Genomic DNA, 19,129 nt, shown 5'->3' on the forward strand with positions numbered 1-19,129 from the left:
AGCACGCCTCCGTGCACCCGTTCGGCGCGCCGGACCAGCGCACCGACTTCAGTCCGGGCCGCATCGCGATCGAGAAGCTGGACGGCAGGACCGTGGCGGAGCGCACCGACCCGAGGGCGTCCTTCGACGGCCATGGGATGCGCCGCCCTGGGACCCCCTGCACCGTGCCTACTTCAACGGATACGCGCTGTGGACCTGGCTGACCACGCCGTTCTTCCTGGCCATGCCCGGCCGCCTACCTGGGCGACGCGAACGGATCACCCGTCCACACCGAACTGCTGGTCGCGATCGACATCGGCGACCTACAACTCGAAGGAGTGATACAACCTCATGAACACAACTCTGGGAACCGCTCTGATCACCGGCGCATCCTCCGGCATCGGCGCGGTGTACGCCGATCGCATGGCCCGGCGCGGACACGACCTGATCCTGGTGGCGCGCAACCGGGAGAGGCTGGAGGCAGTCGCTGAGCGGATCACACGCGAGACCGGCCGCTCGGTACAGGTGCTGACCGCGGACCTCGGCCGGGCCGAGGACCTGCGTCGCGTCGAGCAGGTGCTGCGTGAGAACGAGGACATCTCGGTGCTGGTGAACAACGCCGGGTTCGGCGCGGTGGCACCGCTCGTGGATTCGGACGCCGACTCCATGGAATCGATGATCGCCCTCAATGTGACCGCGCTGACGCGGCTCACCTACGCGTTCGCGCCCGCCGCGGCGTCCCGGGGCGGTGGCACCGTGATCAACATCGGCTCGATCGTCGCCGTCGTCCCCGAACTGCTCAACGGCGTCTACGGTGCCTCCAAGGCGTTCGTGCTCGCGCTCAGTCAGTCGCTGCACCACGAGCTCGGGGAGAAGGGGCTGAAGGTGCAGGTCGTGCTGCCCGGGGCCACCGCGACGGACTTCTGGGAGATCGCCGGCAACCCGGTGGAGAACCTGCCGAAGGAATGGGTAATGGATGCCGAAGACATGGTCGACGCCGCGCTGACCGGTCTGGACTTCGGCGAGTTGGTGACCATCCCGGGACTGCCCGACGTGGCACTGTGGGACGCCTACCAGTCCGCACGACAGACGCTGAGCGGCAACCTCTCCAGCTCGCGGCCGGCGGAACGGTACCTGCGCACCCCCGCCGCGCACTGAGGCTCCCACCCGGTCCACCCCGGCTGCGGTGCAAGGACCCACATCTGGGTCGGCAGGGGCGGGTCGTCGCGCAGCAGGATCATCTGCTCGCGCGGCGCCACCTCCATGGTTTCCGCAGGTCAGAGCACTCCTCCAGCAAACGGTCAGCATCGGGGGCGGGAGTGTCCCAGCTCTGCCGACCTGGTGCCCTTCCGCTCCGGCCATCGCGGCCTCGCCCGCTCCGGGGGCCTTTTCGTCCGCTGCGGCGCCATGGGCGGCTTCGACACCGTCGTCATTCCAGACACGGAGACCGAAGCCGCAGCCGACTCACCCCGGCGGTGGCCCTCCGCGTGACCTGATGCGTCATGATCACCTGTGCCCGCGAGGCTGGTGGTGGTCGTGGGTCGGCAGGGTGGCCAGCTGCCCCGCCACCTGACGCTGCACGGGTAGGCCATGGTGCCCTGGGTGCCCTCTGGGGGAGATGGCCGAGGGATGGTCGGGCGGCGCCGGCCCGCACGTACGACAAGGAGCTCCGTATCCGCCATGCTGCTGCTTCCGAGCAGCGATACTGGATGCATGGACACGACGTTCACGGACCGCTCCGAGGTGCTGCGGGACCGCTACCGCAGCCGCCTGCCCGAGCGCTTGCAGGAGCTGGCCGGGCCCGTCGAGGGCAACGTGGACCTGCCACTTCACATCGTCTGGTCCGGGCGGACGAGCTACAGCCTGGACCGTCCGAAGTCGCGGATGACGCTCCACCGCACCGTCCTCGCCGAAGGACTGGGTGAGGACCTGGTGGTTCTCCTGCACCACCGGCTGCTCACCGAGCAGTGGGCCGTGCTGCGGCGCTTGATCAGTCCCTACATCCGCGAGGTCTGGGAGGACGCCTTTCCCGAGCTGCTCGGCACCGCTCCGGCCGACACGACCGCCGCGTGAAGCTCACTCCGCTCCACGAGCGTCTCCTCGCCGACATCCTCGATCTCGGTTCCCCCTACCCTCTGGTCCTCACCGGCGGATACGCCGTGCAGGCCCACGGCCTGGTTGAACGCTTCAGCCGCGCCTTCGACGTCGCCACTGAGAACCCCGCTCCGATGCAGGAGATCGTCGCCTCGCTCACAGCGGGTCTCAGCGCGCGCGGATGGCGGACCACGCACGTGCAGACCGATCCGCTCAGCGGCCGGTCCTCGTCACCGATCCGGGCACCGGCGAGGAGTGCGAGGTCGACGTCCTCAAGGAGGCGTTCTGGGCTCCGCCCGCCCAGACCCCCTACGGCCCCGTTCTTTCCCTCGACGACGTGATCGGCACCAAGGTCCGTGCCCTCGCCGACCGCGGCACCGTCCGCGACTTCATCGACGTCCAGGCCGCCTCCCGCCACCGCTCCACCGCCGACCTCGAATCCCTCGGGCGCCGTCGCGCCCACGACGAGTTCAGCCTCGAGACCTCCGGGACCGGCTCATCGGCGCCGACTGGTACGAGGATGAGGACTACGCCGCGTACGGGCTGACCTCCCGGCAGATCGAAGAACTCAAGGCGTGGGCGCTGGAGTGGGCGGAGGATCTGGGTGCGCGGATCCATGACGAGAACGCCTGAGAGGCGGTCACGCGTCCATCCCGTCTACCGCCGTAGCAACGAGAGGATGCGGTGCAGCCGGCAGGCTGCAACCCGGAGCCGTCCACGGTGGTGGCTGCCCTGCACGGCGGATGTGTAGGTCGGGAGTTTCCGCAGGCCAGGGCCCTGATCGCCGCCTCCGGTGGAGCAAACGGTCTGCATCCGGCCGGACGGTGCGCGGCTTGCTGTTCTCCGCCGGGGCAGTGGCCTGCTTGGGGGCCCGGCGCCCTGCTCGGAAGGCTTGGTGCGGGGCACTGCTTGATCGACGGCATCGGCGCACCCGCAACGGAGTCGTGTGCCTGTTTCGCCCGGCTGCCGCACGAAGTCCGGCCCCTGTGAGCGGGGGAACACGGCCCTATACTCCCCACCGTGCCATCCATCGGGGACTTGTCGACGCACGGCACTCCGCTCCGGTTCGCCGTGCTCGGTCCGCTCCAGGCCTGGCGCGGCGACGTGCGGCTGGACCTCGGTCCGGTACGCCAACAGGCCTTGCTGACGGCGCTGCTGCTGCGGCTGGGCACCACCGTCAGCCGGCAGCAGCTGCTCGACGGTGTATGGGGCCCGGAGCCGCCGGGCACCGGGGCCAAGGTCATCCCGGTCTATGTGCACCAGCTGCGCCGGCGTCTGGCCCCGGAAGCAGGGAGTACCTCCGGGTCCGTGATCGTGACCGACCGGGGTGGCTACCGCTTGGATGCGCGCAGCGTCCGGACGGACGTGGCCCGACTGAGGGAGATCGTCGAAGAGGCCCACAGCGCGAGGGATTCCGGTGATCCGGCCGCCGCGGTGACTGCGTGGTCCGCCGCTTTGAACCTGTTCCACGGTGAACCCCTGGCGGCGCTCCCCGGGCCGTTCGCCGAGGCGGAGCGTCTACGGCTGTCGGAGTACAGGCTCGTGCTGGTGCGGGACAAGGTGGAGTGCCAGCTGCGGCTGGGCCGGCACTCCGAGGTCGTCGCGGAGCTCTTCGCTCTGTCCGCGACGCACCCCCACAACGAGTCTGTGGCCGCCCTGTTGATGCGCGCCCTCTACGCCGCCAACCGGCAAGCCGATGCGCTCTCCGTCTTCGCCAGGGTGCGCCGCCGTCTGGTGGAGGAACAGGGGGCGGAGCCGGGCGGTGAACTGCGGCGGGTGCACGAGGCAGTGCTGCGCGCTGACGAAGTCCTCCTCGTCGGCGCACCCCCGCCGGCAAGCCGATCGACGGACCGGCGGCCGCCGGCCGCGCGCCCCCGTCGGCGCATGCGGGACGAACTACCGGTCGACGTCGGAGGTTTTACCGGACGCAACCACGAGCTGGACGCGCTCCTCGCGCCGATGGACGAGCAGGCGGTGACAGTCCGTGCGGTGGACGGCATGGCCGGAGTCGGCAAGACCGCGCTCGTGGTGCGCGCCGCGCGGGCGGTACGCGACCGGTTCCCGGACGGCTGCTTGTTCGTCGACCTCAACGGTCACCGGCCGGGACGGGAACCAGCTGTGCCGGAGCGCGTGCTGCGCCGATTGCTGCGGGCGGTCGGCGACCTCACGGAGGGCGACGACGATCCTTCGGGGGACGTCGAGGGCCTGGCGACGTCCTGGAGAGCGGCCACCGCCTTCCTCCGGCTCATCGTGGTGGTCGATGACGCACGCGCCGCACAACAGGTGCGCCCACTGCTGCCCGCCGGTCCGGGCAGCCTCGTGCTGGTGACCAGCCGCCGGCGGCTGACCGGGCTCGACGTCGATCGCAGGATTTCGCTGGCGCCGCTGGAGACGGACGAGGCGGAGGCCTTGCTGACCGGTGTCGTCGGCGGCACGGCGTCCGATCCGGAGCGTGCCGCGGTGCGCGAACTGGCCCGCCTGTGCGACCGGCTGCCGCTGGCTCTGCGGGTCGTCGGAGCCCGGATGCAGAGTCGCCCGGTGTCGGCGCTGGAGCGCATGGTGGTCCGGCTGACCGACGACGAGCACCGTCTCGCCGAACTCGCGGTCGAGGACCGCAGTGTGGAGGCGGCCTTCCAGGTCTCCTACGATCAGCTTCCCGACGTGCAGGGTCGGGCGTTTCGTGTACTGGGCCTCTCGCCCACCGTGAGTTTCGACCGGCTGACCCTGGCCGCCCTGCTCAGCCTCACCCCGTCCGCCGCCGAGCGCGTCCTGGAGAGCCTGGTCGAGGCGAGTCTCGTCCAGGAGGCCGTCACGGGACGCTACCGCCTGCACGACCTGGTCGCGGTCTACGCCCGGCGCGTAGCCGCCGCGCACCCCGCAGAAGTCGCCGCGGCGCGGGCCGGGGTCTTCCGGCTCTACGTGGCCGCCGCCCGCCGTGCGAGCGACTGGGGCCCCGTCGCGTTCCCCACCGGCCCGAGGGCCGACACGGCGCCCTTCGCCCACGGGGAGGAGGCGACGGAATGGCTGGATGCGGCGGGCGGCGAACTGGTCGACGTGGTCGCCCAGGCGGCGGCCGTGGGCCACGTGGACGACGCCGGCCGGCTCGCCGAGGGATTGTGCGACTACTTCACCCGGCAGGGCCGGTACCACGAGTGCCGGGCCGCCGTCGAGATCGTGCTGCCTCTCACGGAGCAGCTCACCGACCAGCGCATGGTCTCCCAACTGCGCACCTGCATGGGCATCGCGTACGGGCTGCAGGGGCACTACGGGCAGGCGCGCCGCTGGCTGGGCGAAGCGCTTCGGATCAGCCGCCGCACCGGGGACGTCCTCGAGCAGGCACGGGCTCTGGGTTCCCTCGGCATTTTCGCGAACGCGGCAGGGGAGCCGGCCGAGGCCGTTGCGCTCCTGGCCGAGTCCGCTGACCTGACCCGGGCGGTGGAGGACGACTGGCTCGCCGTGATGTACCTGGCCAATGTGGGCGCCGTCCACCACCAGGTGGGAGAGACGGACAAGGCACAGGAGTGCTACGCGGCAGCGGTCGGTCTCGCCGAGAGGATCGGCAGGCCCCGGATCCTGAGCAAGACGCTCTTCCGTATGGGGACGCTCCAGCTGGACCGCGGGCACCACGTGCAGGCCGCCGACGCTCTGACCAGGGCAGCCGAACTCGCCGAGCGCGTGGGGGACACCCCCCTCTTCGCTGCGGTCCTCGGCAGACTCGCCGCCGCAGAGGAGTGCCTGGGCAACCCGGCCGGAGCGGCCCACTTCCACGCCGAGGCACGCGCGGCGGTCGGCGGACGGCCCGGCGCCGGGCTGAAGGCCGAGATCCGTAACCGGTTGGGCTGGCACCAGGCCGCGACGGAGGACCTCCTCCAGGCGCGCGACCGGTTCGAACGGGCCGTCGCCCGCTCCCGCACCGCATCCGGTGAACTCGCGTAGGACCGCATCCGTCACAGACGGCTGTTCCTCATCGCCCCGCCGCACCGCTGCCCTCGCATCCGGCCGATGAACCGGATTTCATCCGTATTTCAACGCCCCTGGCCAGCATGGACTCATCGCTCATCGTGTGAGCCGCGCCTGCATCCACAACGAAGAGGACACATGGGGCTGTTACATGCCTTGCGTATGCAGAAACTCGTTTCGGACGCCCGAACCGCCTATGGCAGAGGCGACGCGCTTTTCGTCGCCGGGTTCGACATCGACAGCCGGGCCAGGGTGTCCATGAAGGCGATCCGCAAGGAGATCAACAAGATCATCGCGGCCGTGGAGCCGATCGGCTGGGAGTGCGTCAGCGTACAGCCGTTCCTCGCGTCGGTTGAGATCGACTTCATGCGCCGAGAGTGAGCACGAACCCGGAGACCTCCCCTACGGAGGAAGCGAGCCCCCGAACAGTAGGAAGCGAAGGAGACGAACGATGACAACGCGAGACGCCGGCGCACCCTGGGGCATCACCCGCATGGCACCGTATGCCGAGACGCGGCCGGTTCCCCCGTGCACCGCGGTGATCGACCCGGAGACCCAGATCGCCGTCGTGATCGACGAACACGGCCAGGCGGTCGAGCTCCACCACCAAACGGGCAGCGGCACGTCGAGCTCCACGAGCACCGGCTTCGCCGACAGCTATGACTCGGACAGCTCGTCGGACTCCGACCACGACTGATGACGACACGCCCGCTCGGGCCGGTGCTGGTACTGACCAGCCTCCACGACGTGACCGCAGACGTGGTCCTGCGCATCCTCGCGGAACAGCAGGTCCCGGTGGTCCGTCTCGACCCCGGCACAGACCTGCACACAGGTGCCGCGCTCACCGCCACGTACCGTACTGGTGATCAACGCGGCACCTTGCGCACGCCGACCCGCGAGCTCGACCTCACCGAGGTGCGCTCCGTCTGGACGCGGCGTCCCTCCCCCTACGAGGGGCCGCCCGACCTGGGCGGCCAGGAGCGCCGGTTCGCTGCCTCCCAGTCCCTGTGGGGCGTCGGCGGCATCCTGGCGTCGCTTCCCGGAGCCCACTACGTCAACCACCCGTGGAGCAACCGGGCGGCCGAGTACAAGCCGGCCCAGCTGGCCACAGCACAGCGCAGCGGCCTGTCCGTCCCGTCCACACTGATCACCAACGACCATGAACGTGCCCGTGAGTTCGCCGCCCAGCACTCCGGTGCCGTGGTCTACAAGCCGTTGTGGAACACGCCCTGTGCGATCGACGGCAGGGCACAACAGGTGTGGGTTCGCGAAGTGCGCCCGCACGAGATCACGCGCGCCGTGGCCGTCTGCCCGCATCTGTTCCAGGCCAAGGTGGAGAAGGCGTTCGACGTACGCATCACAGCTGTCGGCAGCCGGGTGTTCGCGGTCCGCATCGACAGTCCGGACCTTGACTGGCGGCAACGGCAGTCCCTCATGGAGTGCACGCCGATCGCCGTCCCCGCCCGGATCGCGCGCTCGGTGTCCGCGTACCTCAACACCTTCCGGCTGGTCTTCGGCGCCTTCGACTTCGCCGTCACGCCCGCCGGCGACTGGTACTTCCTCGAGTGCAACCCCAACGGACAGTGGGCGTGGCAACCCACTCCGGTGACCGACTCGATCGGCCGTGCCATCGCCGACGAACTGCAAAGGGCCTTGGAGCATGAGCCGGCCCGTGCCGACAACGGTGCGGAGGCGCGCCCCCGGCGGCCAGGGTCGCTCCCGCCGTATACGTCGAGCGGTGATCAGCCACCGGTCACCGTGCAGGAGTACGGCGACGTTCCGGAGCCGCTGTGGCCTTCGACGTTCATGTAGTGGGTGCCCGTTCCGCCCGCCGTTCCCCGGCCCAAGAACACCAACGCTCCCTTCCGCGGCCTCGGCACCAGCAAGGACACCTCCCGCACGGCGCCGGCGGCAAGTCCCGAAAGGCCGGCGAGGCCCGCAAGCTCGCCGAGGCCCGCAAGGCCGCCCTCGTGCGTCGCAACGGCTGAGAGTCGTTGCCCTGTCAGCGAATCTCCTGGTCACGGGACCGACAGCCCCCGGCCCGGCCCGAAGCCCGTCCTGTGCCCCCACTACGCAGCGAACGCCCTCGGCCGCGAGAGGGACACCCGCCGAACGGAGCAGGATGATGTTGCCGGCACCCGCACTGTGCCCGGCATGACAAGCTGTGCTGGCCCACCCCCGAACCCAGGAGGTCCCCATGACCGCAGAGCCCGTAACGACGGAAGGTTCGGAGCCGGCTGCCCCCGAGACGTCCTCTCTGGCGCCGGACAGCGACGGCAACTACGACCTCAAGCGCAAGTTCCGCGAAGCCCTGGCCCGCAAGCGCGGTGCGCAGGCGGACGCGGCCGATGTTGCCGCCAACCCGGATGCGTCGAAGGTGCGCGCGGCGCACGGCCCCGCTGCGAGCCAGCGGTCGTTCAGGCGTAAGAGCGGCGGCTGAGTCGATCGGTCCCGCGGTCCGCCGCTTTACCGGCACTGTGCGCGCTGTCCACCGCGTGCCCGGTGCCGTGGCCCGCAACGTGCGCGTGTCCGTGTGCGCGTTGCGGGCGAGGCGTAGCCGGCGGTCTCGCCTGTGGGAGGGCCCCGACTGCGGCCGGCGCGGGTCGGTGGCGCCGCCGCACTGGCATCCCGGCCAGGACGTCCGGCCGCCGACGTCTCCTGTCCCACCCGCAGCCGGCGCAGCCCGCCTGATGACTCGTCACGAAAGTCAGCACTGGGTCAGTGTGAGAACTGAAACACGTTGGGACAGCTGACCGGGCATGCGAATCGTTGTAATCTCCGGAGACCGCCCTTGACCTGCAGAAGCAGGCAGGGAGCAGACAACTCGGGAGTTCTCCGTGATTCGAACCATGTTCAAGTCCAAGATCCACCGGGCCACCGTGACCCAGGCCGACCTGCACTACGTCGGTTCCGTCACCGTCGACGCCGACCTGATGGAAGCGGCCGATCTTCTTCCCGGTGAGCTCGTGCACATCGTCGACATCGACAACGGCGCCCGACTCGAGACGTACGTGATCGAAGGGGAGCGCGGCTCGGGCGTCATCGGCATCAACGGCGCCGCCGCTCATCTCGTGCACCCGGGTGACCTGGTCATCCTCATCAGCTACGCACAGGTCGACGACGCCGAGGCCCGCGCGCTCGTGCCCCGTGTCGTCCACGTCGACGGCCGGAACCGCATCGTCGAGCTGGGCTCGGACCCGTCCCGGCCCGTACCCGGGAGCGACACGGAGAGCAGCCCGCACGCCGTGCCGGCTCCAGCGGCCCGATACTGAACCGACCCGCCGGCAAGACCGCTGACCGAGGAGAGCACGATGGCTGACCACGAACTCCGTGACGATCGTGAGAAGGGCCGGCTGGAGGCGTACGAGGACGGCGAGTTCGTCGGCCACATCGCGTACTTCACGCTGGTCTTCGACCCCGCCGCACTGGTTCCCGTGCACACGATCGTCGAGCCGGCGCACGAGGGCAAGGGCATCGGAAGCACCCTGGTGCGGGAGTTCTACGCGATGGCCGCCCGGGAGGGAGTGCCGGTCGTGCCGCTCTGCCCGTACGCCGCGAAGTGGGCGCAGCGGCACCCGGACGAGGCTCCCGTGCCGTCCGCCGAACTGGTCAAGGAGGCCGAGCGGCAGGCGAAGGAGCACCCGGGGCTGTGACGGACCTGCCGCCGCGGGCCGACCGCTCGCACAGGGCCGGCCTCGGGCCGGCGGACCGCTCGCCCGAGGCCGGTCCGCCGGGGGCAGCAGGGCCCGTGCTGGCCCTGCTGCACACCTCCCCGGTGCACGTACCGGTCTTCGACGCGCTGCGCGACCACCACCACCACCCGGGCCTGCGACTGCGGCACACCGTCGACGAGGAACTGCTGGCCCGGGCCAGGTCGCACGGCCCGGAAGCGGTGACCGGCGCCGTACGCGCTGCGCTGGCCGAGGCCCTGTCCGGGGGAGCGGGCGCGGTCCTGTGCACCTGTTCCACCATCGGTGCGGTGGCGGAGCGGTTGGCGGCGGACGTCGGCGCACCCGTGCTCCGGGTGGACCGTCCCATGGCCGCGGCCGCTGCCGCCCACCGGCGGATCGCGGTCGTCGCGACGGTCGAGAGCACCCTGGCGCCCACGGTCGCGCTGATCGGGGAGGAACTGGCGCGCGAGGAACCCGAAGACGGTGGGCGGACGGGGGAGCGCACGGCGTCGAACGGCTCCGGAAGGATTCGCACCCACCTCGCCGAGGGGGCCTGGGAACGCTTCGCTTCCGGTGACCACGACGGCTACCTGGACGCGATCGCCGCCGCGGTGGACGCCGTCCGCGACGCCGATGTGATCGTCCTGGCCCAGGTGTCCATGGCCGCCGCGGCCGCCCGTGCCACTACCTCCGTGCCCGTGCTCTCCAGCCCACGCCCCGGCCTCGCGGCGGCGGCGCGGGTGGTGGAGGGAGGGGCGGTGGAGACCGAGGGCGAGGCGCCGCCGGTGGCGCGGGCCCTGGTACCGGGGGCGGCAGGCCGCTGAGCAGCGCCGTGAGCACCGCCGGAGGGCGCAACACTCGTGCGTCCTTGACCGGGCCGCGGACCAGGGGCTCGACCTCCGGCCCCCCCGCCCCGGGCCCGCGGTCACCAGGACCCTCGGTCGGCGCAAGCGCCTGACCTCCTCGGCGGGCGCGGGCCCTGCGGTCCGAAGGGCCTGGCCGTGTGTCCCGCCCCGGGTCCCCGCCCCGGGCCCGCGGTCACCAGGACCCTCGGTCGGCGCAAGCGCCTGACCTCCTCGGCGGGCGCGGAGCCCGCGGCCAGGGGCCGAGCCGGTGGATCCGCCGGCGGTCCGTTCCTCCTCAACCCTTCGCGCGTACGTGCCGATGACTGGACCGGGCGCGGGTGGGAAGCCGCATGCATGGAACCCGAAACGCGCCGTCCGGCCGATCCGACGCCCGGCCGACCGAACCCCCGGGGAGACCGTCATGACACAACCGCCGCCCGACCCGGCACCCCCCACGCCGCCGCCCGACCCCGTACCCCCGGACCCCGTACCCCCGACGCCGCCACCGGACCCCGTGCCACCGGCTCCCACGCCGCCGCCCGACCCCGTACCCCCGACGCCGCCACCGGACCCCGTGCCCCCGGCTCCCACGCCGCCGCCCGGGCCCGGTCCCGGGCCGGCCCCGGGGCCTCCGCCCGGGCCCGTACCCCCACCGCAGCCGCCGCCCGGCCCCGCGCCGGACCCGATCCCGAAACCGCCGGGACCGGATCCCGTGCCCGGACCGGACCCCCAGCCCGGCCCGCTGAGCTGACGCCGTACGGCCCGGCTCGACGCCCGCGCCACGGAACGCGGCGCGACACCACGTGACGTGTCGCGCCGCGTCCGGCGCGGGTTCAGCCGGTGCTCACCTCCGACCGGTCGCCGCCCCAGAGGGTGTGGAACGACCCCTCCCGGTCCGTGCGCCGGTAGGTGTGGGCGCCGAAGAAGTCCCGCTGGGCCTGGGTGAGCGCCGCCGGGAGCCGGCGTGCGCGCAGCGCGTCGTAGTACGCGAGCGCCGCGGAGAAGCCCGGCGTCGGCACGCCCTGGCGTGCCGCGGTGGCCACCACGGCACGCCAGTCGTCCTGGGCCGCGCCGATCTCCTCGGCGAACTGCTTGTCCGACAGCAGGCTCGGCAGGTCGGGCTGGGTGTCGAACGCCGTCCGGATCCGGTCCAGGAAGGCCGCGCGGATGATGCACCCGGCCCGCCAGATCGCCGCCACCGCACCCAGGTCGATGTTCCAGTCGTAGGTGTCGCTGCCGGCCTGGATCTGGTGGAAGCCCTGGGTGTACGACACGATCTTCGACGCGTAGAGGGCATGCTCGACCTGTGCGGCGAAGCGGGCGGCGTCCGCCTCGCCCAGCGGTTGCGGCGTCGGTCCCGGCAGCGACTGCGACGCCTCGCGCAGACCGACGTGCCCGGACAGCGAGCGGGCGAAGACGGCCTCCGCGATGCCGGACACCGGCACGCCCAGGTCGAGGGCGATCTGCACGGTCCAGCGGCCCGTGCCCTTCTGCTCGGCCCGGTCGGCGACCACGTCCACGAACGGCTTCCCGGTCACCGGGTCCGTGTGGGCCAGCACCTCGGCGGTGATCTCGATCAGGTACGAGTCGAGCCGGCCCGTGTTCCACTCGCGGAAGGTCTCGGCGATCTTCTCCGGTGAGTACCCGGCGACCGAGCGCAGCAGATGGTACGCCTCGGCGATCAGCTGCATGTCGGCGTACTCGATGCCGTTGTGCACCATCTTCACGAAGTGGCCCGCCCCGTCGGGGCCGATGTGCGTGGTGCAGGGCGTGCCGTCCGGGGCCTTCGCGGCGATCTTCTCCAGCATCGGACCGAGCGTGTCGTAGGACTCGCGGGAGCCGCCCGGCATGATGCTCGGGCCGTGCAGCGCGCCCTCCTCACCGCCCGACACGCCCACGCCGACGAAGTGGATGCCGCGCTCGCGCAGTTCGCGCTCACGGCGGCGGGTGTCGTCGAAGTGCGCGTTGCCGCCGTCGATGATCTGGTCGCCGGGCTCCAGCAGCGGCGCGAACTCCTCGATCACCGCGTCCGTCGGGGCTCCGGCCTTGACCATGATCATGAGACGGCGGGGGCGCTCCAGCGCGGCGACGAACTCCTCGGCGGACTCGGTGGGGACGAAGTCCCCTTCGTCGCCGAAGGACTCGACGAGTTCGCGGGTGCGGGCGGTGGTCCGGTTGTGCAGGGCGACCGTGTAGCCGTTGCGCGCGAAGTTGCGGGCGAGATTGCGGCCCATCACCGCGAGCCCGGTGACGCCGATCTGGGCGGTACCACTCATACGTGTGCTCCTGGAATCCGTCGACTGCGTGCGGTCATGCGGAAGTGCGCCTCCCCGTGGCCAGTATGAATACGCGTCACCGGTGTGCGGCGTTCATGGGACGTCGAGTCGCGCGAGGGGCGCATCGTCCACCGATTTCCCCCGTACGGCGGTGCACCTTGCGCCGGGGCGCCCGCACGCACCCCCTTGTCATGTCTTGTGGCGAGCCAATAGCTTTGGCGGCTGCTGAGGCGTTCGAGGGGGACTCATGGCCGTTCGTGGACGACACCGCCGGTACCAGCCGAGCCGTATCAACCGGGCCTCGCTCACGGTCACCGCGGGTGGCGCGGGCATGGCGCTGCCGCTGATCGGCGCGGGAACGGCCGACGCGGCGCCCGAGGACGTGTGGGAGAAGGTCGCGGCCTGCGAGTCCACCGGCAACTGGCAGATCAACACCGGCAACGGCTACTTCGGCGGGCTCCAGTTCAGCCAGTCCACGTGGGAGCAGTACGGCGGGACGGTCTACGCCGCGCGCGCGGACCTCGCCACCCGGGACCAGCAGATCGCCGTCGCCGAGAAGGTGCTGGACGGCCAGGGGCCGCGTGCCTGGCCGGCGTGCTCCACACGTGCGGGGCTCACCCGCGATGACGACACGCCGGACGCCTCACCCGAACGGCAGCTCCGGGCGCAGGCCGCGTTGTCCCGGCGCACGGTCCCGCAGGCGACGCCGACCACCGTCCCCACGCGGCGTGAGAGCTACACGGTGACGTCCGGCGACTCGCTCTCCGGCATCGCCGCCTCCGAACGGGTCGAGGGCGGCTGGCAGGCGCTCTACGACGCCAACCGGAAGGTCGTCGGCGACGACCCCGATCTCATCCACCCCGGCCAGCGGCTGATCGTGCGGGGCACCGCCCCCGCCCCGTCGGACAGCCGCCCGGCGGCCCGTCCCGCGTCCCCGCCGAAGGCGCAGCCGCCCCGGGCCGCGCAGCCCGTCGCCCCGCCGCAGCAGAGCGACGAGAACCGGCGGAACCAGCAGGCGAAGCCGAAGCCGAAACCGAAGCCCCGGCAGGAGCAGCGGCAGCAGAAGCGTCCGGACCGCGCCCAGCGCAGCGTCGGCCTGAGCGCACCCGTCGCCGCCGGCACCGGCACCCCGTACGGCAAGTCCGGATCGTCCTGGTCCAGCGGCTATCACACGGGCGTGGACTTCCCCGTGCCGACGGGCACCTCGGTGAAGGCCGTGGCCGAGGGCCGGGTCGTCTCGGCCGGCTGGGCGGGTGCGTACGGGTACCAGATCGTCATCCGCCACGACGACGGCAAGTACAGCCAGTACGCCCACCTGTCGGCGCTCACCGTGCGAGAGGGGCAGCGGGTCAACAGCGGTCAGCGGATCGCCCGTTCAGGGTCCACCGGCAACAGCACCGGACCGCATCTCCACTTCGAGGTGCGCACGGGGCCGGGGTACGGGTCCGACATCGATCCGCTCCGGTACCTCCGTTCGGGCGGCGTCAGCATCTGACGCCGCCCCGTCGCCGCCGGGACGGGGGAGAGGGGCACGGCCCGCGGCGCGGGGCCCGTCCGAGTCGGCGACGAGAGCCGTGTCGCGGGCGGTGACGAGAGCCGTTCCGTGACCGGGAGCGGGTTCCCCACCCGGGTCGGTGACGAGAGCCGTTCCGTGACCGGGAGCGGGTTCCCCACCCGGGTCGGTGACGGGTTCCGCGTACGGTCCGTGCTCTGGCACGGAGTTCGCCGCGCGCCGGCGCCCGGCGATGAGCAGCAGCAGTCCGCAGGCCGCCGCGGCGGCGCACACGAGCGCCGCCGTGGTGCCGGCCGCGCCGTGGCGGAATCGCTCCCCGAACAGCGCGACGCCCACCGCCGCGGCCACCACCGGGTTCACGACCGTCACCGTCGCCAGCGGAGCGGCCAGGCCCGCGCCCCGGTACGACGCCTGCGACAGCAGCATTCCCGCGCCGGCCGGCCCCGCGATCATCAGCAGTTCCGGCAACAGCCCGGGCAGCAGGCCGCCCCAGGGGCCGTCCGCCGACTCCTCCGCGACGATCTTGGTGAACACCGATGCCACGCCGAACGACACACCAGCTCCCGCAGCCAGCGCCACCGCGCGGGTCCCGGACCGCCGTGCGCGGTGCGCCATGAGGAACAGCGCCCCGATCACGGCCGCCGACACCCCCGACAGCACGGCCCGTTCGGCCCCGCCCGGCGCACCGGCACCGGTGGTCTCCGTGAGGGCCGGCAGCCAGGCGAGCCCGGCGGTCGCCAGGACCGCGCCCGCCCAGGTCCCGGGCCCTGCCCCGCCCCGCGGACCGCCGCTCCCAGCCCCGCCCCGCACCGACAGCGCCGCGAGAGGCAGGGCGATCACGAGGGTCAGCGTGCCGAGCGGCTGCACCAGACTCAGCGGCCCGTACGCCAGCGCCGCCACGTGCAGCAGTCCGCCGGCCCCGTTGAGTCCCACGGCGGCCCACCACGCGCCGCTGCGCACCGGTGCGTACCGCCCCACGGGCCCACCCGCGGCGACCCGCTCCTGCACGACCGCCGCCGTCGCGTAGGCGACCGCGGAGACCAGGGACAGCAGCACGGACAGGGCGAGGGAGCTCATGGGCCCAACGATCTCCCTCGCGGGCACCTCCCGTCGTCGTTCTCGAGCAGGCACTCGCGCGTACTACCGGAGGAGTAGGGGAGTACGGGACCACACGGCCGGCGGCGCCGTCCGGCAGCCGCCGTATGCTGCATCCACGGCAGACACCGGGCGCGCGGGCACTCAGTCCCGGGGCGTTGCGGGACGACGGAGCGAGACCGGGCGGGGCACGTGGAGCGGACGGAGACGGAGTCGATCGGCGGCTTCTTCGCGACCCGGACCGGCGAGCCCGGCCCCGGCCATCTGCCGCTGTCCCGGCTCCACGCCGGTGAACTCGCGCCCCTCACCGCCCGCGTCGACCGCGTCGCGGCCCGGCTGCGTACCCCGGAACGCCGGGTCGCCGCCTCCATCGCCCACCTCGGGCTCGCCGCCCGTCTCTGGTCCACGGCGCTCGGGCCCGCCGCGCTGCACGGCGAGTTCCCCGACCCGGCCGCCGCAGGGCTCCACTGGGACCCGGAGCTCACCTCGCCCGACGACCTGTGCTGGACCCGGCCCGGGACGCTCCCCGGCACCGTCGACAGCATCCGGGAAGCCGTCCAGTTCGGCCACCTCGTCCCGCTCGCCGAGGCCCTGCGGAGCGAGGTCCGCATCTCGCACCGGCTGCTGTGGGGCAACGCCGGTTCCGCGCTCGCCGGAGCCCTGCGCGAGATCCACCGCTGGGCGCGGGAACGCGACCGCCCCGATGTGGCCGAGCGCGCCACGGCGCTCGCCACGGGCCTGCTGGACCACCCGGACCTGAGCGGTACCGTGCGCGGAGCGGCGCTGCGCCGCACCAGCTGCTGCCTCTACTACCGCTGCCCGGGCGGCGGTCTGTGCGGCGACTGCGTCTTCGACCGCGCGCCCCGCCGGCAGCGGCCGTAGCGGACACCGCCGACGGCCCCCGGCAAGCACCGGAGACGGCCCCCACCACGGCCCCGCAGCGGCCGTACCCTCCGCCGGCCCTGGTGTGCGCCGACCCCGGTATGCGCGGGCCCGGCACGCGTCGGCACCGCCACCGCACCCGGCGGCCACGACCGTGACCCCTGCCGGCACCGCCCGCAGCACCCGCCCGCAACACCCCTGCCCCCACCGCGGATCCCGCCCCCGCCCGCAACACCCCTGCCCCCACCGCGGATCCCGCCCCGCCCGCAGCGGTCTTCCGCCGCGGCCCCGTCTGGGTGACCATCGACGTATGAGGGTGGGACTGCTCACACGCGAGTATCCGCCGGACGTCTACGGCGGGGCCGGGGTCCATGTGGAGTTCCTCGCCCGGGAGTTACGGGCGCTGACGGAACTCGACGTGCACTGCTGGGGCGAGGCGGGCACGGTGGACGGGGTCGTGCGGCACGCCGCCCTCGCCGGGCTCGACGGCGCCAACGACGCCCTGCGCACCTTCTCCGTCGACCTGTCGATGGCCGCGGCGCTGGCGGACCGCGATCTCGTCCACTCCCACACCTGGTACGCCAATCTCGCCGGCCATCTCGCCAAACTGCTCCACGGCGTCCCGCACGTGGTCACCTCCCACTCGCTGGAGCCCCTGCGGCCCTGGAAGGCCGAGCAGCTCGGCGGCGGTTACGCCCTCTCGGGCTGGGCCGAACGGACCGCGATCGAGGCCGCCGACGCCGTGATCGCGGTGTCCCACGGCATGCGCACGGACATCCTGGGCTGCTACCCGGCGCTCGACCCGGCCAGGGTGCACGTCGTCCACAACGGCATCGACACCCGTCTCTACCGGCCCGACCACGGAACGGACGTGCTGCGCGGCCTCGGTATCGACCCCGGCCGGCCGTACGTGCTCTTCGTCGGCCGCATCACCCGGCAGAAGGGCGTCCCGCATCTGCTGCGCGCTGCGCGCGCCCTCGATCCCGGTGCCCAGCTCGTGCTCTGCGCGGGAGCGCCCGACACCCCCGAGATCGGTGCCGAGTTCCGTGACCTCGTCGACGAACTGGGCCGCGCGCGCGACGGGGTGCACTGGATCCCGGAGATGCTCCCACGCCCGGCCGTCGTCCAACTCCTCACCCATGCGGCCGTGTTCGTCTGCCCGTCCGTGTACGAGCCGCTGGGCATCGTGAACCTGGAGGCCATGGCCTGCGGCACGGCGGTCGTCGCGTCGGCGGTAGGCGGCATCCCGGAGGTCGTCGACGACGGGCGGACCGGGCTGCTCGTCCCGTACGACGCCGAGCACCCCGAGGAGTTCGGGACGGCACTGACGGCAGCGCTCAACCGGGTGCTCGACGATCCCGGCACGGCCCGGCGGATGGGCGAGGCCGGGCGGGAGCGTGCCGTCCGGGAGTTCGGCTGGGACCAGGTGGCCCGCCGCACGCACGAGCTGTACGAGGAGACGCTCCACCGGGCAGTCCGGTGACCCGGCGGCCCGGCAGGCCGGTAGTCCGGAACGGTGCGACCACAGGATCAGACGGCGCGAGCCGACGGCGTGAGGGGGCGCGATGCGCGGTGGACCTTCGGTGCTCGGGATCGTCCTGGCGGGCGGGGAGGGCAAAAGGCTGATGCCGCTGACCGCCGACCGCGCCAAACCGGCGGTCACCTTCGGCGGCACCTACCGGCTCGTGGACTTCGTCCTGTCCAACCTGGTCAACGGGGGCATCCTGCGGATCTGCGTCCTCACCCAGTACAAGTCGCACTCCCTGGACCGCCATGTCACCACCACGTGGCGCATGTCGAGCCTCCTGGGCAACTACGTCACCCCGGTGCCCGCGCAGCAGCGGCTCGGGCCGCGCTGGTACCTGGGCAGCGCCGACGCCATCCTCCAGTCCCTCAATCTGGTGCACGACGAACAGCCCGACCACATCGCCGTGTTCGGCGCCGACCACGTCTACCGGATGGATCCGCGCCACATGCTCGAGCAGCACGTCGAGAGCGGCGCCGGGGTCACCGTGGCCGGGATCAGGGTGCCGCGCTCCGAGGCGTCGTCCTTCGGGGTGATCAGCGCCGCCGCCGACGGCACCCGCGTGGAGCGGTTCCTGGAGAAGCCCACCGACCCGCCCGGTCTCCGGGGCGACCCCGAGCGGGTGTTCGCCTCCATGGGCAACTACGTCTTCACCACGAAGGTGCTGATCGACGCCCTGCACCGGGACGCCGAGGATCCCCGGTCCGTGCACGACATGGGCGGATCCATCCTCCCGATGCTCACCGAGCGGGGAGTCGCCCAGCTCTACGACTTCGACGGCAACCACGTGCCCGGGGAGAGCGCGCTCGAGCACGGCTACTGGCGGGACGTGGGGACCCTCGACTCGTACTACGAGGCCCATATGGACCTGATCGCCGAACGGCCGGTGTTCAGCCTGGAGAACCGCCGCTGGCCCATCTACACCCACTCCGGTCAGCTGCCGCCCGCCCGGTTCTGCGCGGGCGGGATCGCGAGCGAGTCGGTGGTCAGCCCCGGCTGCGAGATCCGGGGCCAGGTCACCCGCTCCGTGCTGTCCCCGGGCGTGGCGGTGGGGCAGGGGGCCGTCGTGCAGGGTTCCGTCCTCCACGACAACGTCCGCGTCGGACGTGGCGCCGTGGTGCGCGGGGCGGTACTCGACAAGAACGTCGACGTCCCGCCCGGCGCCACGATCGGCGTCAATCCGGAACGGGACCGGGAGCTGTACACGGTCTCCGAGGGCGGGGTGATCGCGCTCGGCAAGGGGCAGCGGGTGCTGTGACGTCCGCCGCCCGTTTCCCACGGTGACGCTC

16 protein-coding genes and 2 pseudogenes are annotated in these 19,129 nt (G+C 72.4%); 16 read left to right on the forward strand and 2 right to left on the reverse strand.

Annotated features, from left to right (window positions below; genetic code table 11):
* The first annotated feature begins 330 nt into the window (after positions 1 to 330).
* The 12 genes and pseudogenes from QRN89_RS31560 to QRN89_RS31615 all read left to right on the forward strand — a co-directional run bounded on the left by QRN89_RS31560 (position 331) and on the right by QRN89_RS31615 (position 10,528).
* Positions 331 to 1,137, forward strand: a complete 807-nt coding sequence (locus QRN89_RS31560; protein WP_290352823.1) for an SDR family NAD(P)-dependent oxidoreductase — start codon at positions 331 to 333, stop codon at positions 1,135 to 1,137.
* Positions 1,138 to 1,692: 555 nt separating this feature from the next.
* A complete protein-coding gene (locus QRN89_RS31565; RefSeq protein WP_290352824.1) occupies positions 1,693 to 2,052 on the forward strand; it encodes a hypothetical protein in 360 nt (119 codons plus the stop codon).
* Positions 2,049 to 2,706 (forward strand): annotated as a pseudogene (locus QRN89_RS31570) (nucleotidyl transferase AbiEii/AbiGii toxin family protein). Before QRN89_RS31565 ends, QRN89_RS31570 begins: the two are co-directional and overlap by 4 nt.
* Before the next feature lie 387 nt (positions 2,707 to 3,093).
* Positions 3,094 to 6,009 carry an AfsR/SARP family transcriptional regulator gene (locus QRN89_RS31575; RefSeq protein WP_290352825.1) on the forward strand — a complete coding sequence of 972 codons (2,916 nt, stop codon included), beginning with the start codon at positions 3,094 to 3,096 and terminating at the stop codon, positions 6,007 to 6,009.
* 186 nt (positions 6,010 to 6,195) lie between these two features.
* Positions 6,196 to 6,414 carry a hypothetical protein gene (locus QRN89_RS31580; RefSeq protein ID WP_290352826.1) on the forward strand — a complete coding sequence of 73 codons (219 nt, stop codon included), beginning with the start codon at positions 6,196 to 6,198 and terminating at the stop codon, positions 6,412 to 6,414.
* Between the two features lie 70 nt (positions 6,415 to 6,484).
* A complete protein-coding gene (tgmA, locus tag QRN89_RS31585; protein WP_290352827.1) occupies positions 6,485 to 6,730 on the forward strand; it encodes a putative ATP-grasp-modified RiPP in 246 nt (81 codons plus the stop codon).
* Positions 6,730 to 7,845 carry an ATP-grasp ribosomal peptide maturase gene (tgmB, locus tag QRN89_RS31590; RefSeq protein WP_290352828.1) on the forward strand — a complete coding sequence of 372 codons (1,116 nt, stop codon included), beginning with the start codon at positions 6,730 to 6,732 and terminating at the stop codon, positions 7,843 to 7,845. Before tgmA ends, tgmB begins: the two co-directional genes overlap by 1 nt.
* Before the next feature lie 15 nt (positions 7,846 to 7,860).
* Positions 7,861 to 8,021, forward strand: a pseudogene (locus QRN89_RS31595) (DEAD/DEAH box helicase); the annotation flags it as partial.
* Positions 8,022 to 8,230: 209 nt separating this feature from the next.
* Positions 8,231 to 8,473, forward strand: a complete 243-nt coding sequence (locus QRN89_RS31600) for a DUF5302 domain-containing protein (RefSeq protein ID WP_290352829.1) — start codon at positions 8,231 to 8,233, stop codon at positions 8,471 to 8,473.
* A 397-nt stretch (positions 8,474 to 8,870) separates the two neighbouring features.
* On the forward strand, positions 8,871 to 9,305 hold the full coding sequence (panD, locus tag QRN89_RS31605) for an aspartate 1-decarboxylase (RefSeq protein ID WP_290352830.1): 435 nt from the start codon (positions 8,871 to 8,873) through the stop codon (positions 9,303 to 9,305).
* A 39-nt stretch (positions 9,306 to 9,344) separates the two neighbouring features.
* The gene (locus QRN89_RS31610; protein WP_290352831.1) at positions 9,345 to 9,686 is read left to right on the forward strand and encodes a GNAT family N-acetyltransferase; all 342 of its coding nucleotides are present in this window, start codon (positions 9,345 to 9,347) and stop codon (positions 9,684 to 9,686) included.
* 95 nt (positions 9,687 to 9,781) lie between these two features.
* Positions 9,782 to 10,528, forward strand: coding sequence for a hypothetical protein (locus QRN89_RS31615; RefSeq protein WP_290353936.1), 747 nt, complete (start codon positions 9,782 to 9,784; stop codon positions 10,526 to 10,528).
* An 854-nt stretch (positions 10,529 to 11,382) separates the two neighbouring features.
* On the opposite strand, the gene gnd is transcribed toward QRN89_RS31615, so the two are convergent.
* Positions 11,383 to 12,825: an NADP-dependent phosphogluconate dehydrogenase gene (gnd, locus tag QRN89_RS31620; protein ID WP_290352832.1), complete on the reverse strand. Its 1,443-nt coding sequence runs from the start codon at positions 12,823 to 12,825 to the stop codon at positions 11,383 to 11,385.
* Positions 12,826 to 13,072: 247 nt separating this feature from the next.
* Between gnd and QRN89_RS31625 the strand changes: the two genes are divergently transcribed.
* Complete coding sequence (locus QRN89_RS31625; RefSeq protein WP_290352833.1) at positions 13,073 to 14,320, forward strand: transglycosylase family protein; 1,248 nt, start codon at positions 13,073 to 13,075, stop codon at positions 14,318 to 14,320.
* On the opposite strand, the gene QRN89_RS31630 is transcribed toward QRN89_RS31625, so the two are convergent.
* Positions 14,201 to 15,415, reverse strand: a complete 1,215-nt coding sequence (locus QRN89_RS31630; RefSeq protein ID WP_290352834.1) for a DMT family transporter — start codon at positions 15,413 to 15,415, stop codon at positions 14,201 to 14,203. The two genes, QRN89_RS31625 and QRN89_RS31630, sit on opposite strands and share 120 nt — an antisense overlap.
* A gap of 210 nt (positions 15,416 to 15,625) precedes the next feature.
* Between QRN89_RS31630 and QRN89_RS31635 the strand changes: the two genes are divergently transcribed.
* From QRN89_RS31635 to glgC, 3 genes are all read left to right on the forward strand, one after another.
* Positions 15,626 to 16,315 carry a (2Fe-2S)-binding protein gene (locus QRN89_RS31635; protein WP_290352835.1) on the forward strand — a complete coding sequence of 230 codons (690 nt, stop codon included), beginning with the start codon at positions 15,626 to 15,628 and terminating at the stop codon, positions 16,313 to 16,315.
* A 310-nt stretch (positions 16,316 to 16,625) separates the two neighbouring features.
* Positions 16,626 to 17,798, forward strand: coding sequence for a glycogen synthase (gene glgA, locus QRN89_RS31640; RefSeq protein ID WP_290352836.1), 1,173 nt, complete (start codon positions 16,626 to 16,628; stop codon positions 17,796 to 17,798).
* 82 nt (positions 17,799 to 17,880) lie between these two features.
* Complete coding sequence (glgC, locus tag QRN89_RS31645) at positions 17,881 to 19,098, forward strand: glucose-1-phosphate adenylyltransferase (RefSeq protein WP_290352837.1); 1,218 nt, start codon at positions 17,881 to 17,883, stop codon at positions 19,096 to 19,098.
* The last annotated feature ends 31 nt before the right edge of the window (positions 19,099 to 19,129 follow it).

The sequence above is a fragment of the Streptomyces sp. HUAS CB01 genome (genome assembly GCF_030406905.1).
In the GTDB taxonomy this organism is placed as follows: Bacteria; Actinomycetota; Actinomycetes; order Streptomycetales; family Streptomycetaceae; genus Streptomyces; species Streptomyces chengbuensis.

What these genes read in the sequence shown, in the direction of transcription:
- QRN89_RS31560 (WP_290352823.1), top strand. Translation starts at nt 331, where the DNA reads ATGAACACAACTCTGGGAACCGCTCTGATCACCGGCGCATCCTCCGGC.
- QRN89_RS31565 (WP_290352824.1), top strand. Translation starts at nt 1,693, where the DNA reads ATGGACACGACGTTCACGGACCGCTCCGAGGTGCTGCGGGACCGCTAC.
- QRN89_RS31580 (WP_290352826.1), top strand. Translation starts at nt 6,196, where the DNA reads ATGCAGAAACTCGTTTCGGACGCCCGAACCGCCTATGGCAGAGGCGAC.
- tgmA (WP_290352827.1), top strand. Translation starts at nt 6,485, where the DNA reads ATGACAACGCGAGACGCCGGCGCACCCTGGGGCATCACCCGCATGGCA.
- tgmB (WP_290352828.1), top strand. Translation starts at nt 6,730, where the DNA reads ATGACGACACGCCCGCTCGGGCCGGTGCTGGTACTGACCAGCCTCCAC.
- QRN89_RS31600 (WP_290352829.1), top strand. Translation starts at nt 8,231, where the DNA reads ATGACCGCAGAGCCCGTAACGACGGAAGGTTCGGAGCCGGCTGCCCCC.
- QRN89_RS31610 (WP_290352831.1), top strand. Translation starts at nt 9,345, where the DNA reads ATGGCTGACCACGAACTCCGTGACGATCGTGAGAAGGGCCGGCTGGAG.
- gnd (WP_290352832.1), bottom strand. Translation starts at nt 12,825, where the DNA reads ATGAGTGGTACCGCCCAGATCGGCGTCACCGGGCTCGCGGTGATGGGC.
- QRN89_RS31625 (WP_290352833.1), top strand. Translation starts at nt 13,073, where the DNA reads ATGGCCGTTCGTGGACGACACCGCCGGTACCAGCCGAGCCGTATCAAC.
- QRN89_RS31630 (WP_290352834.1), bottom strand. Translation starts at nt 15,415, where the DNA reads ATGAGCTCCCTCGCCCTGTCCGTGCTGCTGTCCCTGGTCTCCGCGGTC.
- glgA (WP_290352836.1), top strand. Translation starts at nt 16,626, where the DNA reads ATGAGGGTGGGACTGCTCACACGCGAGTATCCGCCGGACGTCTACGGC.
- glgC (WP_290352837.1), top strand. Translation starts at nt 17,881, where the DNA reads ATGCGCGGTGGACCTTCGGTGCTCGGGATCGTCCTGGCGGGCGGGGAG.